General features: G+C 65.9%; 14 protein-coding genes. 9 read left to right on the top strand and 5 right to left on the bottom strand.

Annotated features, from left to right (window positions below):
- Positions 1 to 89 precede the first annotated feature (89 nt).
- Together IEV87_RS16300 and IEV87_RS16295 are read left to right on the top strand one after the other, a co-directional pair.
- Positions 90 to 842 (top strand): MlaA family lipoprotein, encoded by a 753-nt coding sequence (locus IEV87_RS16300; protein ID WP_229737666.1) that lies wholly within the window; start codon positions 90 to 92, stop codon positions 840 to 842.
- Positions 820 to 1,431, top strand: coding sequence for an MlaC/ttg2D family ABC transporter substrate-binding protein (locus tag IEV87_RS16295; RefSeq protein ID WP_188478877.1), 612 nt, complete (start codon positions 820 to 822; stop codon positions 1,429 to 1,431). The genes IEV87_RS16300 and IEV87_RS16295 overlap by 23 nt, the downstream gene beginning before the upstream one ends.
- Before the next feature lie 133 nt (positions 1,432 to 1,564).
- On the opposite strand, the gene IEV87_RS16290 is transcribed toward IEV87_RS16295, so the two are convergent.
- Positions 1,565 to 3,742 (bottom strand): transglycosylase domain-containing protein, encoded by a 2,178-nt coding sequence (locus IEV87_RS16290; RefSeq protein ID WP_188478876.1) that lies wholly within the window; start codon positions 3,740 to 3,742, stop codon positions 1,565 to 1,567.
- Between the two features lie 259 nt (positions 3,743 to 4,001).
- Between IEV87_RS16290 and IEV87_RS16285 the strand changes: the two genes are divergently transcribed.
- Positions 4,002 to 4,340, top strand: coding sequence for a P-II family nitrogen regulator (locus tag IEV87_RS16285; RefSeq protein ID WP_043744466.1), 339 nt, complete (start codon positions 4,002 to 4,004; stop codon positions 4,338 to 4,340).
- Positions 4,341 to 4,369: 29 nt separating this feature from the next.
- Entirely contained in the window at positions 4,370 to 5,704 is a 1,335-nt protein-coding gene (locus tag IEV87_RS16280) for an ammonium transporter (RefSeq protein WP_188478875.1), read from the top strand.
- A 147-nt stretch (positions 5,705 to 5,851) separates the two neighbouring features.
- On the opposite strand, the gene IEV87_RS16275 is transcribed toward IEV87_RS16280, so the two are convergent.
- Positions 5,852 to 6,163 carry a DUF1244 domain-containing protein gene (locus IEV87_RS16275; protein WP_188478874.1) on the bottom strand — a complete coding sequence of 104 codons (312 nt, stop codon included), beginning with the start codon at positions 6,161 to 6,163 and terminating at the stop codon, positions 5,852 to 5,854.
- A gap of 165 nt (positions 6,164 to 6,328) precedes the next feature.
- On the opposite strand from IEV87_RS16275, the gene pyk reads away from it, so the two are divergent.
- Together pyk and IEV87_RS16265 are read left to right on the top strand one after the other, a co-directional pair.
- A complete protein-coding gene (gene pyk / locus IEV87_RS16270; protein WP_188478873.1) occupies positions 6,329 to 7,774 on the top strand; it encodes a pyruvate kinase in 1,446 nt (481 codons plus the stop codon).
- Positions 7,775 to 7,798: 24 nt separating this feature from the next.
- On the top strand, positions 7,799 to 8,023 hold the full coding sequence (locus tag IEV87_RS16265; RefSeq protein ID WP_188478872.1) for a hypothetical protein: 225 nt from the start codon (positions 7,799 to 7,801) through the stop codon (positions 8,021 to 8,023).
- On the opposite strand, the gene IEV87_RS23010 is transcribed toward IEV87_RS16265, so the two are convergent.
- The gene (locus IEV87_RS23010) at positions 8,020 to 8,589 is read right to left on the bottom strand and encodes a SulP family inorganic anion transporter (protein ID WP_269902654.1); all 570 of its coding nucleotides are present in this window, start codon (positions 8,587 to 8,589) and stop codon (positions 8,020 to 8,022) included. The two genes, IEV87_RS16265 and IEV87_RS23010, sit on opposite strands and share 4 nt — an antisense overlap.
- Positions 8,478 to 9,287: a SulP family inorganic anion transporter gene (locus IEV87_RS23005; RefSeq protein WP_269902653.1), complete on the bottom strand. Its 810-nt coding sequence runs from the start codon at positions 9,285 to 9,287 to the stop codon at positions 8,478 to 8,480. The genes IEV87_RS23010 and IEV87_RS23005 overlap by 112 nt, the downstream gene beginning before the upstream one ends.
- Positions 9,288 to 9,454: 167 nt before the next feature.
- Between IEV87_RS23005 and rpmI the strand changes: the two genes are divergently transcribed.
- Together rpmI and rplT are read left to right on the top strand one after the other, a co-directional pair.
- Positions 9,455 to 9,655, top strand: a complete 201-nt coding sequence (gene rpmI, locus IEV87_RS16255; protein ID WP_188478871.1) for a 50S ribosomal protein L35 — start codon at positions 9,455 to 9,457, stop codon at positions 9,653 to 9,655.
- A 16-nt stretch (positions 9,656 to 9,671) separates the two neighbouring features.
- Positions 9,672 to 10,037 (top strand): 50S ribosomal protein L20, encoded by a 366-nt coding sequence (gene rplT / locus IEV87_RS16250; protein WP_188478870.1) that lies wholly within the window; start codon positions 9,672 to 9,674, stop codon positions 10,035 to 10,037.
- A 206-nt stretch (positions 10,038 to 10,243) separates the two neighbouring features.
- On the opposite strand, the gene IEV87_RS16245 is transcribed toward rplT, so the two are convergent.
- The gene (locus tag IEV87_RS16245) at positions 10,244 to 11,530 is read right to left on the bottom strand and encodes a hypothetical protein (RefSeq protein WP_188478869.1); all 1,287 of its coding nucleotides are present in this window, start codon (positions 11,528 to 11,530) and stop codon (positions 10,244 to 10,246) included.
- A gap of 211 nt (positions 11,531 to 11,741) precedes the next feature.
- Between IEV87_RS16245 and IEV87_RS16240 the strand changes: the two genes are divergently transcribed.
- Complete coding sequence (locus tag IEV87_RS16240) at positions 11,742 to 12,533, top strand: MauE/DoxX family redox-associated membrane protein (protein WP_373284062.1); 792 nt, start codon at positions 11,742 to 11,744, stop codon at positions 12,531 to 12,533.
- Positions 12,534 to 12,544: the final 11 nt, after the last annotated feature.

The following is a 12,544-nucleotide window of genomic DNA, read 5'->3' as shown; positions in this document are numbered from 1 at the left end:
CTGGCGCCGCGCGGGCGAGGATGTTAAGGCGGGACGGGTTCGGGGGTCTGAGCGTGCCGGAAAGAGCTAAGGTTTTTATCAGGATATTTGTGCGCGTCGCCTTTTCGGGCGCGGTTTCCATGCTCGTCGCCTGCACGCCCGCGCCGACGCCAAGCGGCATCGACGATCCCTACGAAGCGTCGAACCGTCGCACCCACGCCTTCAACAAATCGCTCGACCGTTCGGTTCTGCGCCCGGTGAGCAATGGCTACGTCAAGGTCGTTCCCGCGCCAGTCGTGACCGGCATCGGCAATGTGGCGAACAACCTCGCGACTCCGTCGATGGTGGTGAACAACGTTCTCCAGGGCGATGTCGAAGGCGCAGTGGTGAATACGTTCCGCTTTGCGCTGAATTCCACCGTCGGGCTGGCGGGGCTGTTCGATGTCGCGACATGGCTGGAGCTTGAGCAGCACGACACCGATTTCGGCGAGACGCTCTACACCTGGGGCGTGCCCGAGGGTGCCTATGTGGAACTGCCGGTGATGGGTCCGTCGACGCAACGGGAAACCGCCGGGCGGGTGGTCGACCTGTTCACGAACCCGCTTGGCTACACACTTGAAAGCCCGGAGAAATATGCCGCGCCAGCGGCGGGTGTGGCGAAGAAGCTGGGCGACCGGGGGCGGTATTCCCAGACCGTGGACAGCGTCTTATATGACAGTGCGGACAGTTATGCCCAGGGGCGGGTAACCTATCTTCAGAACCGGCGCTACAAGCTGAGCGGCGGGGCGGGGGACGCGCTTGACCCCTATGGCGATGCAACGACAGGTACAGGTGATCCCTATGACGACCCTTACGACCAGTAAGCTGACCCGGCGCGGTCTTCTCGGCTCGGCTGCGGCGCTCGCGGCGCTGGTGCCGCTGCGCGCGCTGGCGCTGACGGATGCGGCGGCGCGGTCGCTGGTCGACAGCCTTGTGGCGGAGATCAACCGGGTCATCGCCGGAGGCGGGTCGCTGCCGGTGATGATTTCCTCGTTCGAGAAGATCTTTGCGCGCTATGCCGATGTGGCCATCATCGCACAGTCGACGCTTGGCGCGGATGCGCGGCGTGCCTCTCCGGCGCAGATGAACGCCTTCGTGGAGGCCTTCCGGGGCTATATCGCCCGCAAGTACGGCAAGCGGTTCCAGGAATTCGTTGGCGGACGGATCGAGGTGACGGGAGTGCGGCAGGTCAAGACCTGGCACGAGGTCATCGCCACCGCCCATCTTCGCGGCGAGTCGCCGTTCGAGGTGAAATTCCTCGTCTCCGACCGCTCCGGCAAGGACCTGTTCTTCGACATGGTGATCGAGGGGATTTCCATGCGGCTGACCGAAAAGACCGAGATCGGTGCGATGCTGGACCGCAATCGCGGCAACATCGACGGGCTGATCGGCGATCTGCGCAAGGCGGGCTGATCGCGCAGGGGCTTTGCCCCCGCCGGCCTGAGGCCGACTTCCCCGGGGACATTACTTGCGACGAAAGAGGAAGGAAGCGGTCTGCCACACCCGGGAAAGGGTGGTCGGCGGGTGAATCCCGCGCGGTGGCGGATCAGTTCCGGATGCCGAAGATGTTGCGCAGAAGGCGTTCGATCGGGTCCTCGCGGCGCGGGGCGGGTGCGGCACGGGGGGCGTTTGAGCTGTCGGCGACGGAGGGCTGCTGGACTGGCGGATCGGGCCGGGCCATGGGCAGCGGATTGACGGGCAGGCCTTCGTGTACGCGGACCATGACCTCGTGCCAGATCTCCGCCGGCAGGCCCGCGCCGGTGACGCCTGTCAGCGGCGTGTTGTCGTCGTAGCCCATCCAGACCCCGGCCACGTAGTCGGCGCTGAAGCCGATGAACCAGGCGTCCCGTGCCGCGGAGGTGGTTCCGGTCTTGCCCGCGACCTCGCGGTCGGGCAGCCCGGCGCGGGTGCCGGTGCCGGAGGTGACCACGTTACGCATCATCCATATGAGTTCGCGGGCGGCGTCTTCGCGGATGACCCGTTCGCCGATACCGCCTTCGTTGTCCATCAGCGGTTCCGACTGGCCCTGCAGGCGCAGTTCGATCAGCCCGTAGGGTGTGACGGACGATCCGCCGTTGAGGATGCCGGCATAGGCGCCGGTCATTTCGATCAGCGTGGATTCTGAGGCGCCGAGCGCGAGGGCTGGGCCCTGTGCCAGGTCGGACTGGATGCCGAAATCCCCGGCGATCTTGCGCACGAGGTCCAGGCCGACCGCGTCGGCAACCCGGACCGCGGGGATGTTGAGCGAATTCTCCAGCGCCTGCGCCAGGGTCACGGTGCCGCGGAAACGGTGGTCGTAGTTGTCGGGCGACCAGGGGCCGGAACCGGGTATGTCGATGGTGAGCGGCGTGTCTTCCACCGTGTCGTACCAGTGATAGCCGAGCTCCAGCGCCGTTGCGTAGACGAAGGGCTTGAAGGACGATCCGGTCTGGCGCAGCGCCTGCGTGGCACGGTTGAAGGCGCCGGAGACCTTGGTCTTGCGGCCGCCGACCATGGCGCGCACGGCGCCGTCCGCGCTCATCACCACCACGGCGGCCTGGGCTTCGGAGCCTTCGCGGACCTTGGTGTCGAAGACGGCCTTCACGCCATCCTCCGCCGCCTTCTGGAGCCGCTGGTCGAGCGTGGTGCGGATCACCACATCCTCTGTCGTCTTGCGGGTCAGGAAGTCGGGGCCGGAGGACATGATCCAGTCGGCAAAATATCCACCGGCGCGGGCCTCCGCCGCTTCGGAGAGTTCGGCGGGGTTGGCGCGGGCGTTCTCCGCCTCCGCCTCGGTCAGGTAGCCCTGGTCGCGCATCAGCCCGACGATGACGTTGGCGCGGTTCTGCGACCGGGCAAGGTCGGCAGTCGGGGCGTAGCGGGTCGGTGCGACGAGCAGACCGGCAAGCATCGCGGCCTCCGCCGGGGTGACGTCGGCGGCGGACTTGCCGAAATAGCGCTGGCTGGCGGCTTCGAACCCGCGCGCACCGGCGCCGAGGAAGGCGCGGTTCATGTAGATGGTGAGGACGTCGTCCTTGGAATAGCGCGCTTCGAGGGCGAGGGCGTAGATCGCCTCCTTCAGCTTGCGGCCGATCGTGGTGGCGCGACAGTCGGCCTCGTATTCCGCTTCGCTTTTCCAGACCTCGGGATCGTAGGGTTCGCCGATGCACAACAGCTTGGCCGTCTGCTGCGTGATGGTGGAGCCGCCATGGCCCGACAGCGGGCCGCGCCCTTCGGAGAGGTTGATGCGGATGGCGGAAGCGATGCCGCGCGGCGAGATGCCGATGTGACGGTAGAAGCGCTTGTCCTCCGTCGCGATGATGGCGTGCTTGAGGTAGGGCGACACGGTTTCGGTGGTCACCACGCCGCCGAACTGGTCGCCGCGCCAGGCAAAGACCTGCCCCTCGTCGTCCAGCATAGTGACGGAGCCGCGGGCGCGGCCGTCGAGCTGGTCTTCGAGCGGGGGCATGGAGGAGGCGGTGAAGGCGACGGCGCCCCCGAGGATCAGGACGAGGACAAGGCCGAGCCGCCAGGTCATGCCCCAGGCGATGCGCCAGACCCATCCGATCAGCGCCGCGATCAGGCCGATCGGGCCGCGCGGCTTGCGGCGGGGGGCGGGGGCGCGGCGCTTGCGGGCGGATTTCGCGGGCTTCGCCTTCGTGTCTTCCGCACGGGATCCGCCCCCGCTTCTGCCATAGCGGCGGTCGGCCACGAGGGGCGGCTTGCGTCGTCCTGAATCACTCATCTGGTCCTGCCCGGCACCTTCGTATTTTGCGACGAATATAGAGGTTCGCGGGGCAGATGTAGAGCGGATTGAGGAAAATTGACCGTTTCAATTTCGCCTCAAAAATGTGCATAAATGAAAAATCGCACAAAATTTCTGCACGAACATCGGAAAGACTCTACCCGGCGGACGGGTCCGCTTCCGATCATGCGGCGATGGAGTCTTAGGCTTGCGGTGCCAAAGGCGGGGTTCGCGCCCCGAGTTATGGAAGGGAAAATCAGTGAAACTCATCATTGCGACAATCAAGCCGTTCAAGCTGGAGGAGGTCCGCGAGGCGCTGACTGAAATCGGCGTGCGTGGCATGATGGTGACGGAAATCAAGGGCTTCGGCTCTCAGTCGGGTCACACGGAGATTTATCGTGGCGCAGAATACGCCGTAAACTTCGTGCCCAAGATCAAGCTTGAGATCGCCGTGTCTGCCGAGATGGCCGACCAGGTCGTCGAGACGATCACGAACACCGCCAAGACCGGGAAAATCGGCGACGGCAAGATCTTCGTGCTGGACATCCAGCAGGCCGTTCGCGTGCGGACCGGCGAAACCAACGCCGACGCGCTGTGACGCCTGCGGACAGGGAAAGGAAAGTGAATATGAAAACTCTGACGAAACTGGGCCTCGCTGCCGCTGTGATCGCGGCGCCCAGCCTCGGTCTGGCGCAAGACGGGCCGGTTCCGGGGACCAACCCGTCCACCGATACCGTGTTCATCCTGAACTCCGTCCTGTTCCTGGTCGGCGGTTTCCTGGTGTTCTTCATGGCCTGCGGCTTTGCCATGCTCGAGGCCGGCCTGGTCCGGTCGAAGAACGTGACGATGCAGCTGATGAAGAACGTGGCGCTGTTCGGCCTCGCGTCGATCTTCTACTACCTCATCGGCTACAACCTGATGTACCCGCTCGGCACCTGGTCGATCGAGGGCGTGCTGTCGGGCGTCTGGGGCCCCGGTGTTCTTGAAGCCGTCGGTGTGACCGCGGATGCGGCGGACGACTACGGCTATGCCGCAACCGGATCGGACTTCTTCTTCCAGCTGATGTTCTGTGCCGCAACCGCGTCCATCGTGTCCGGTACGCTGGCCGAGCGCATCAAACTGTGGCCGTTCCTGATCTTCACGATCATCCTGACCTCCATCATCTATCCGCTTTCCGCATCCTGGAAATGGGGCGGCGGTTTCCTTGACGGCGCCGGGTTCCTCGACTTCGCGGGTTCGACCGTCGTGCACTCCGTGGGTGGCTGGGCCGCTCTGGCAGGTGCGATCATCCTCGGGCCGCGGATCGGCAAGTACAAGGACGGCAAAACCGTTCCGATGCCGGGTTCCAACCTGACCCTCGCCACGCTCGGGACGTTCATCCTGTGGCTCGGCTGGTTCGGTTTCAACGGCGGTTCGCAGCTGGCCATGGGTTCGGTCGGTGACGTTGCGGATGTCTCGCGCATCTTCTCGAACACCAACACGGCGGCTGCCGGCGGTGCGATCGCGGCGATGATCCTGACCCAGGTGATGTACGGCAAGCCGGACCTGACCATGGTGCTGAACGGTGCGCTGGCCGGCCTCGTGTCGATCACCGCGGAACCGCTGACGCCGTCGCTTGGCGCGGCGACCCTGATCGGTGCCGTGGGCGGTGTGCTCTGCGTGCTGGCCGTGCCGGTTCTCGACAAGCTGAAGATCGACGACGTCGTCGGCGCGATCCCGGTCCACCTGATCTGCGGCATCTGGGGCACCATCGCGGTTGTCCTGACCAATGGCGACGCGTCGCTTGGCACGCAGCTCTACGGCATCATCGTCGTCGGTGTGTTCACCTTCGTCGTCTCTGCCGTGGTCTGGTTCATCCTGAAGATGATCATGGGAATCCGTGTTTCCGAAGAAGAGGAAATCACCGGGCTCGACATGGCGGAGCTGGGCATGGAAGCCTATCCCGAATTCTCCAAGGGCTGATATCCTCCTCCCATCAGTCAGAGAGACCTGCCCCGGCGTTCGCGCCGGGGCTTTTTGCTGTGAACGGGCGGGCGGACGGGGGCCGGGAAGTCATCCCTGTGCGGGAAGGGCAGAGCTGAGCGCGGTTCGGTTCCGGGTCCGGAGGGCTCAGTCCTTCCGGCCGACGTTCTCTGCAAAGGCCTTCTCGAAGGCGGCCTTCTGGTCGTCCGACGCGGCTTCCTGCGCGGCGCGCCACTCGGCATAGGGCATGCCATAGAAGATCTCCCGTCCCTCTTCCTTGTCCATCTCGATACCACGCTCGTTCGCGGCTTCCTGATACCAGCGGGACAGGCAGTTGCGGCAGAACCCGGCGAGGTTCATCAGGTCGATGTTCGCGACATCCGGGCGGTCCTGCATTAGATGCTGGCGGAGGCGACGGAAGGCGGCGGCTTCGAGTTCGATGCGGGTCTGATCGTCCATCGGGTGTCCTTTCCTGCGGGAGGGGCTGCCCGACAGGCTGGCAGGGGCGGGGAAAATGGTCAATCGGGGGCGGGGGACGTCACGCGGATGTCACGAGAGGTGGCATATGCCGGGGCGGATTGATAGCGTCCGGGGAACGGGCCCGGCGGCAGACAGGAGTGGCAGATGAGACGGCAGCGCAGCACCAAGATCGTGGCGACCCTTGGGCCTTCATCCTCGACCTACGAGATGATCCGCAAGCTGCACGAAAGCGGGGCCGACGTATTCCGTCTGAACATGAGCCACGGCAGCCACGACGAAATCCGCGAGCGGCATCGCATCATCCGCGAGGTGGAGCGGGACCTCGACAGCAATATCGGCATCCTCGCCGATCTTCAGGGGCCGAAGCTGCGGGTCGGGGTCTTTGCCAACGGGTCCGAGGAGCTGGCCGAGGGCGCGCGGTTCCGGCTCGACCTCGGCGAGGCGGAGGGGGATGCCACCCGCGTGACCCTGCCGCATCCGGAGATCTTCGCGGTGCTGGAGCCGGGGGCCAACCTGCTGGTGAACGACGGCAAGATCCGCCTGAAGGTCGTCGATTGCGGCAAGGATTTCGCCGACTGCGAGGTCGTGGCGGGGGGCACGATCTCCAACCGCAAGGGGGTGAACGTGCCGGACGTGGTGCTGCCGCTGGCCGCGTTGTCGGAGAAGGACCGGGACGATCTGGAATTCGTCTGTCAGCTTGGCGTGGACTGGCTGGCGCTTAGCTTCGTGCAGCGGGCGGAGGACGTAACGGATGCGCGGATGCTCGCCGCGGGGCGGGCCTCCATCCTGTCGAAGATCGAGAAGCCCGCGGCGGTGAAGGCGTTTGACGAGATCCTCAAGGTGTCGGACGGGATCATGGTGGCGCGGGGCGACCTGGGGGTCGAACTGCCGGTGCAGAATGTGCCGCCGATCCAGAAGCAGCTGGTGCGCAAGTGCCGCGCGGCGGCCAAGCCGGTGATCGTGGCGACCCAGATGCTGGAGAGCATGATCGAAAGCCCGATGCCGACGCGGGCGGAGGTGTCGGACGTGGCGGCGGCAATCTACGAGGGCACGGATGCGGTGATGCTTTCGGCGGAATCGGCGGCGGGGCAATACCCTGTGGAGGCCGTGACGACCATGGACGCTGTGGCGCAGCAGGTCGAGGCCGATCCGACCTATCGCGAGATCCTCGTCGCCTCGCGCAAGGTCGAGCGGTCGACGGTGGCGGACGGCATCGTCGTTGCCGCGCGGGAAATCGCGGAGGCGACGGACATCAGGGCGATCTGCTGTTTCACGCATGGCGGCAAGACCGCGCTGCTGACCGCGCGGGAACGGCCCGGCGTGCCGATCCTGGCGCTGACGCCCCTGCGCGGGACGGCGCGCAAGCTGACGCTGTCCTGGGGATGCAACTGCTACGTCGTCGGGACGCTGAGCCGGTTCAAGCAGGCGGTGGTGAACGGGGCGCGGATGGCGCGCTCCAAGGGGTTCGCGACAGAGAAGGACCAGATCGTCGTCATGGCGGGCGTGCCCTTCAACGTGCCGGGATCCACCAACATCCTGCGCATCGCCCCCTGCGAGGAACGTTTGATCTTTGCCGCCGACCCGGAATAGGCTTCCCACGGCAAGGGGGGGCTTATGGACACAGACCTGATCATCGTTTCCGGGATCGTGATCCTGATGCTGTCGATCCCCTCGGCGGTGTCGGCCTTTGCCGAAGGACGCGGACCCTGGGTCGCGCTGGTGGTGGTGATCCTCGGCTTTGCGGTGGTCGGCTACGGCTGGAAACATCACCCGGTCGAGATGACGCTGGCCGAGGTGCCGCACACGATCTACCGGGTACTGGCGCGGGTGATCCCCTAGCGGTCGGGCGGCGTCCAGTCCGGTGGCGTCGGATCGCGATCCGCCAGACGCAGCACAAGGCCAAGCGCGACCCCGACCCCGACCCCGATCGCGATCGTCAGGTCGGCCAGCAGGGTGAGTCCAAAGGTCAGGACGATCAGCATCCGATCGCTGCGAGGAGCGGCGAGGTGAGACCGCCAGCGCTGCGGCTCGCTCATGTTCCAAGCGGTCAGGATAAGCAAACCGGACAGGGCAGGCATTGCAAGGTATCCCGCCAGAGGTGCGGCGACACTCAGCACGGCAAGGATTGTAACCGCGTGTATCGGCCCGGCCACGGGAGTGCGGCCGCCGGCGCGGACGTTGGTGGCAGTGCGGGCAATTGCGCCGGTTGCGGGCAGACCGCCAAAAAGCGCGGAGCCGAGGTTTGCCGCCCCCTGCGCGATCAGTTCGGCGTTGGAGCGGTGGCGGCCTCCGATCATGCGGTCGGCGACAACCGCCGACAGGAGGGATTCGACGCCGGCGAGGAAGGCGATGACCAGTGCGGAGGGCAGGAGTTCCCGTAGTTTCTGTCCCGTGATCTCGGGCATCGCGGGCAGCGGCAGGGCCCTCGGCAGTGTACCGAAGCGGGACTGGATGGTGTCCACCGGCAATGCAAGGGCTTCACCGCTGCCGAGGTCAGCGCAACCGCAACGATCAGGCCGGGGAAGCCCGGGGCAAGGCGTCGAAGGGTGGTGATGAGGACGATGGTTGCCACTCCGACCGCGAGGGCCGGCCAGGACAGGCTGTCGCGGGCGGTCCAGACTGCCGCCAGCTTGGGCAGGAAATCGGCGGGCACGTGCTGCATTGTCAGGCCCAGGATGTCGGGGAACTGGCTGGTCGCGATGATGGCGGCGATACCCAGGGTGAAGCCGGTGACAACAGGTTCCGGAACCCATCGCACGAGCCGCCCTGCCCGCAGGGTCCCCGCCACCAGCAGGATCGCGCCGGCCATGAGGGTGGCAAGAAGCAGCCCGTCGTGACCATGCGCCGCGACCACGCCGTAGACCACCACGATGAAAGCGCCCGTCGGCCCCCCGATCTGGACCCGACTGCCGCCGAGCAGTGAAATGAGGAACCCTCCGACCACGGCGGTAATCAGCCCGGCATGGGGTGTGGTGCCCGACGCGATGGCAATGGCGATGCTCAGCGGAATGGCCACCATCGCGACCGTGACCCCGGCGATCAGGTCGGCCCTGAACTGCGCGCTGTCATAGGTCGGCAGAGTGGTGAGCAGCTTTGGTTTCATCGCATGATGATAAATCTCCGCGGGGCCTGATCCACGGGTTCCGGTTGCGACGCATTAGCGCTTGCTTTGGCGGGGGAGGCCGCATATACGGCCCGCTCATCCGCGCGTCCGGTTCAAGTGGCATACCGAGTCGCGCTGTCTACCGTTCAAAGACCAAGGAGACGGAAATGCCCAAGATGAAGACGAAGTCGAGCTGCAAGAAGCGGTTCAAGATTTCGGCCACGGGTAAGGTCATCACCGCCCAGGCCGGCAAGCGCCATGGCATGATCAAGCGCACCACCAAGTTCATCCGTAACGCACGCGGCACGACCACCATGTCCGAGCCCGATGCACGCATCATCAAGTCGATGATGCCTTACGACCGCTGATCGGGGAGGATAGCACATGTCTCGCGTCAAAGGCGGAACCGTCACCCACGCACGTCACAAGAAGGTCCTGAAGGCAGCGAAAGGCTACTACGGCCGCCGCTCCACGACCTTCAAGGTCGCCACCCAGGCGGTCGACAAGGCCAACCAGTACGCCACCCGCGACCGCAAGGTGCGCAAGCGGAACTTCCGCGCGCTCTGGATCCAGCGGATCAACGCGGCTGTCCGTTCGCATGACGAGGCGCTGACCTATTCGCGTTTCATCAACGGCCTGGCGCTCGCCGGGATCGAGGTGGACCGCAAGGTTCTCGCCGATCTCGCCGTGCACGAGCCGGAGGCGTTCAACGCCATCGTCGACCAGGCGAAGGCTGCGCTGCCCGCCTGAACTGGCTGACTGACCGGAATTGAAGAGCCGTCCGCCGGGGCGGCTCTTTGCTTTGGGCGGTGTGCCGGTAGGTGTGTGCGGGATGTCATCCTCGGGCCTGACCCGAGGATCTCGTGCCGAAGGTCATATCGGATGGCAGGTGTTCCCCGGGGCGAGCGTGGGGGCGAAGGATGTTGAAAGACGGGGGCGGAACGGCCCGTCCCTCCTCAGTCGTCTGAGATCACCGCCCCCTGCAGGCCGATCGAGATGCGTTTGCCGGCGCGGATCTCCTCTTCGAAGGCCTCGGCGACGGCGTGGAGGATCTTCGCTTCCGTCCAGCTGCCGCCCCAGACGTCGGGCATGACCGGTCCAAGCGTGTTGCGGCATAGGTAGACGAATATCTCGCGCAGGTGCTGGCGTGACCGGCGCAGGGCGGCGGGCTCGGGCCCGGTGAGGCCGAAGTCGACGGCGCTGGCCTCCCACAACATGCGGAGGAGGGCGTTGCAGGTCAGGTCCGGGTCGTCGCTGATGTGCATGAGGTCGAGCAGGCCGTCGCGAAACGCCTCCATGTCGAGGTCCAGCTGCGCCTCGGGCTCGGATTCGATGGCCGAGATGTAGGAGGCGGCATAGGCGGCGGTGCCCAGCACGTCCTGAGTCTTGGCCCAGCTGCGTTCGGCAAAGGCTTCCAGCGATCCCTCCTGCCCGTACCAACGGGGCAGCAGATGCTGGCCATGCACGGCGAAGGGGGTTACGGAGGCGGGGTCCGCACGGCTCCACCGGGCGGCGGCACGGTTCAGTTCGTCCTCTGTCGTGCCTTCGGCGGCCAGGATGCGGTAGTCGATTTCGGCGTAATAGGGGGAATGCGGTGCGCGGGGGGCGATCCGGTCCAGCATGTTTCCGGCGACGCGGAACCGCGCCTGCGCCGAATTCAACGCGTCCTCGCTGGCGAAATCGGTGACGTCATCGCCGCGCCGGGCCCATCCCAGCTCCAGCTGGAATTGCGCGGCCAGGAAATGCAACGCGGGTTCGGTGTCGGGTTTCGTCAGAATGCGGAAGAGTGGGGCGAAGGGGTCCTCAGGCAATTCCGACGGGCCGATGGCCGTGCCGCGGTCGATCAGCGCTGCGATGCGGCTGCCGACGATATGACGGAACAGCGCCCGCCCGAGGGCGGAGGCGACGGCCTCGCCGGAGGGCAGGGTGGCCTTGTGGCGATCCAGCCGGTTCAGCCGCTGGCCGAGATTAACCCAGTCCTGCGCCGCCCAGTCACGGATGGAGGGGCGGACATGCGGGGCGAGTGCCTTGATGTCGGGATGGCCGACCAGAACGGTCAGGCCAAGCCGGTCGCCCAGCATTTCGGTGGACATAGTCTGCGACAGGGGCGCCCGGACACGGCGGCGCGCGGCGATCAGCGCACGGGTCGCCGCGACGGGCAGGCGCAGCGTGGTGACCGCGACGCGCAGGGCGGTCGGGTAACGGGCGGTGCCGGGTGACTGCGACAGGGCGGAGTAGCGCATGGCCGGGGTCCGGTAGATGACGATGCCGCAGAAGACCATGCAAAACGGGCCAAATTCGGGCAGGTCCGGGGCAGGGCGGAGAATTGCCGTCCTGTGTATCGGTGTCCCGGTTGCGCCCGTCCCGCCGGCCGGCCGGCCCGGACCGCACTGAATGAGAACGGAACCTCGCCGGGGATGGTCCGGTTGACCGGGAAACCGGAAGGACTCCACCATGACCGAAACGATCCAGCAGACCGGGCCAGCTGGCGCGCCCTCCGCCAAGTCGTCCGAGACGGCCGAAAAACCCCGCGCGGTCCTCTACCGCATGGCGACGCCGGACCACCTGTGCCCCTACGGGCTGAAGTCGCGCGCATTCCTTGAAAGGGCGGGATATCAGGTGGAGGATCACCTGCTGACCACCCGTGCCGAGACTGACGCCTTCATGGCCCGCGAGCAGGTGGACACGACCCCGCAGACCTATGTGGCGGGTGAGCGGATCGGCGGATACGACGCGGTGCGTGCCTGGCTCGGGCACCCCCTTCGGGCGAAAGGCGAGACGACCTACCAGCCGGTCATTGCGCTGTTCGGCATGGCGCTGCTGATGACCGTCGCGCTGGCGGCGGGGTCGATGATGCCATTGCTCTCGGGCCGCGCGGTGGAGGTCTTGATCGCGTTTGCCATGTGTCTGCTGGCTCTCCAGAAGCTGCGGGACATCGAAAGCTTTTCGACCATGTTCCTGAATTACGACCTGCTCGCCCGCAGATGGGTCTGGTACGGCTACATCTATCCCGTGGCCGAGGGGCTTGCCGGGCTGTTCATGCTGGCCGCGTTGCCTTGGCTGGCAGCGCCTCTTGCGATCTTCATCGGCGGTATCGGTGCCGTGTCGGTCATAAAGGCGGTGTATGTAGACCGGCGCGAACTTCGCTGCGCCTGCATGGGCGGCAGTTCCGAGGTCCCGCTCGGCGTCGTGTCGCTGAGCGAGAACGTGATGATGCTCGCGGCCGGGATCTGGATGCTGATCTGATCCTGTCGCCG

The organism is Primorskyibacter flagellatus, assembly GCF_014638275.1.
Taxonomy (GTDB): Bacteria; Pseudomonadota; Alphaproteobacteria; order Rhodobacterales; family Rhodobacteraceae; genus Pseudooceanicola; species Pseudooceanicola flagellatus_A.
This window is presented reverse-complemented; position numbering and strand designations above follow the sequence as displayed.

Bases quoted from the DNA above. Each gene is read 5' to 3' on its own strand.
- IEV87_RS16295 (WP_188478877.1), top strand. From the start codon at position 820: ATGACGACCCTTACGACCAGTAAGCTGACCCGGCGCGGTCTTCTCGGC.
- IEV87_RS16290 (WP_188478876.1), bottom strand. From the start codon at position 3,742: ATGAGTGATTCAGGACGACGCAAGCCGCCCCTCGTGGCCGACCGCCGC.
- IEV87_RS16280 (WP_188478875.1), top strand. From the start codon at position 4,370: ATGAAAACTCTGACGAAACTGGGCCTCGCTGCCGCTGTGATCGCGGCG.
- IEV87_RS16275 (WP_188478874.1), bottom strand. From the start codon at position 6,163: ATGGACGATCAGACCCGCATCGAACTCGAAGCCGCCGCCTTCCGTCGC.
- pyk (WP_188478873.1), top strand. From the start codon at position 6,329: ATGAGACGGCAGCGCAGCACCAAGATCGTGGCGACCCTTGGGCCTTCA.
- IEV87_RS16265 (WP_188478872.1), top strand. From the start codon at position 7,799: ATGGACACAGACCTGATCATCGTTTCCGGGATCGTGATCCTGATGCTG.
- IEV87_RS23010 (WP_269902654.1), bottom strand. From the start codon at position 8,589: ATGCCCGAGATCACGGGACAGAAACTACGGGAACTCCTGCCCTCCGCA.
- IEV87_RS23005 (WP_269902653.1), bottom strand. From the start codon at position 9,287: ATGAAACCAAAGCTGCTCACCACTCTGCCGACCTATGACAGCGCGCAG.
- rpmI (WP_188478871.1), top strand. From the start codon at position 9,455: ATGCCCAAGATGAAGACGAAGTCGAGCTGCAAGAAGCGGTTCAAGATT.
- rplT (WP_188478870.1), top strand. From the start codon at position 9,672: ATGTCTCGCGTCAAAGGCGGAACCGTCACCCACGCACGTCACAAGAAG.
- IEV87_RS16245 (WP_188478869.1), bottom strand. From the start codon at position 11,530: ATGCGCTACTCCGCCCTGTCGCAGTCACCCGGCACCGCCCGTTACCCG.
- IEV87_RS16240 (WP_373284062.1), top strand. From the start codon at position 11,742: ATGACCGAAACGATCCAGCAGACCGGGCCAGCTGGCGCGCCCTCCGCC.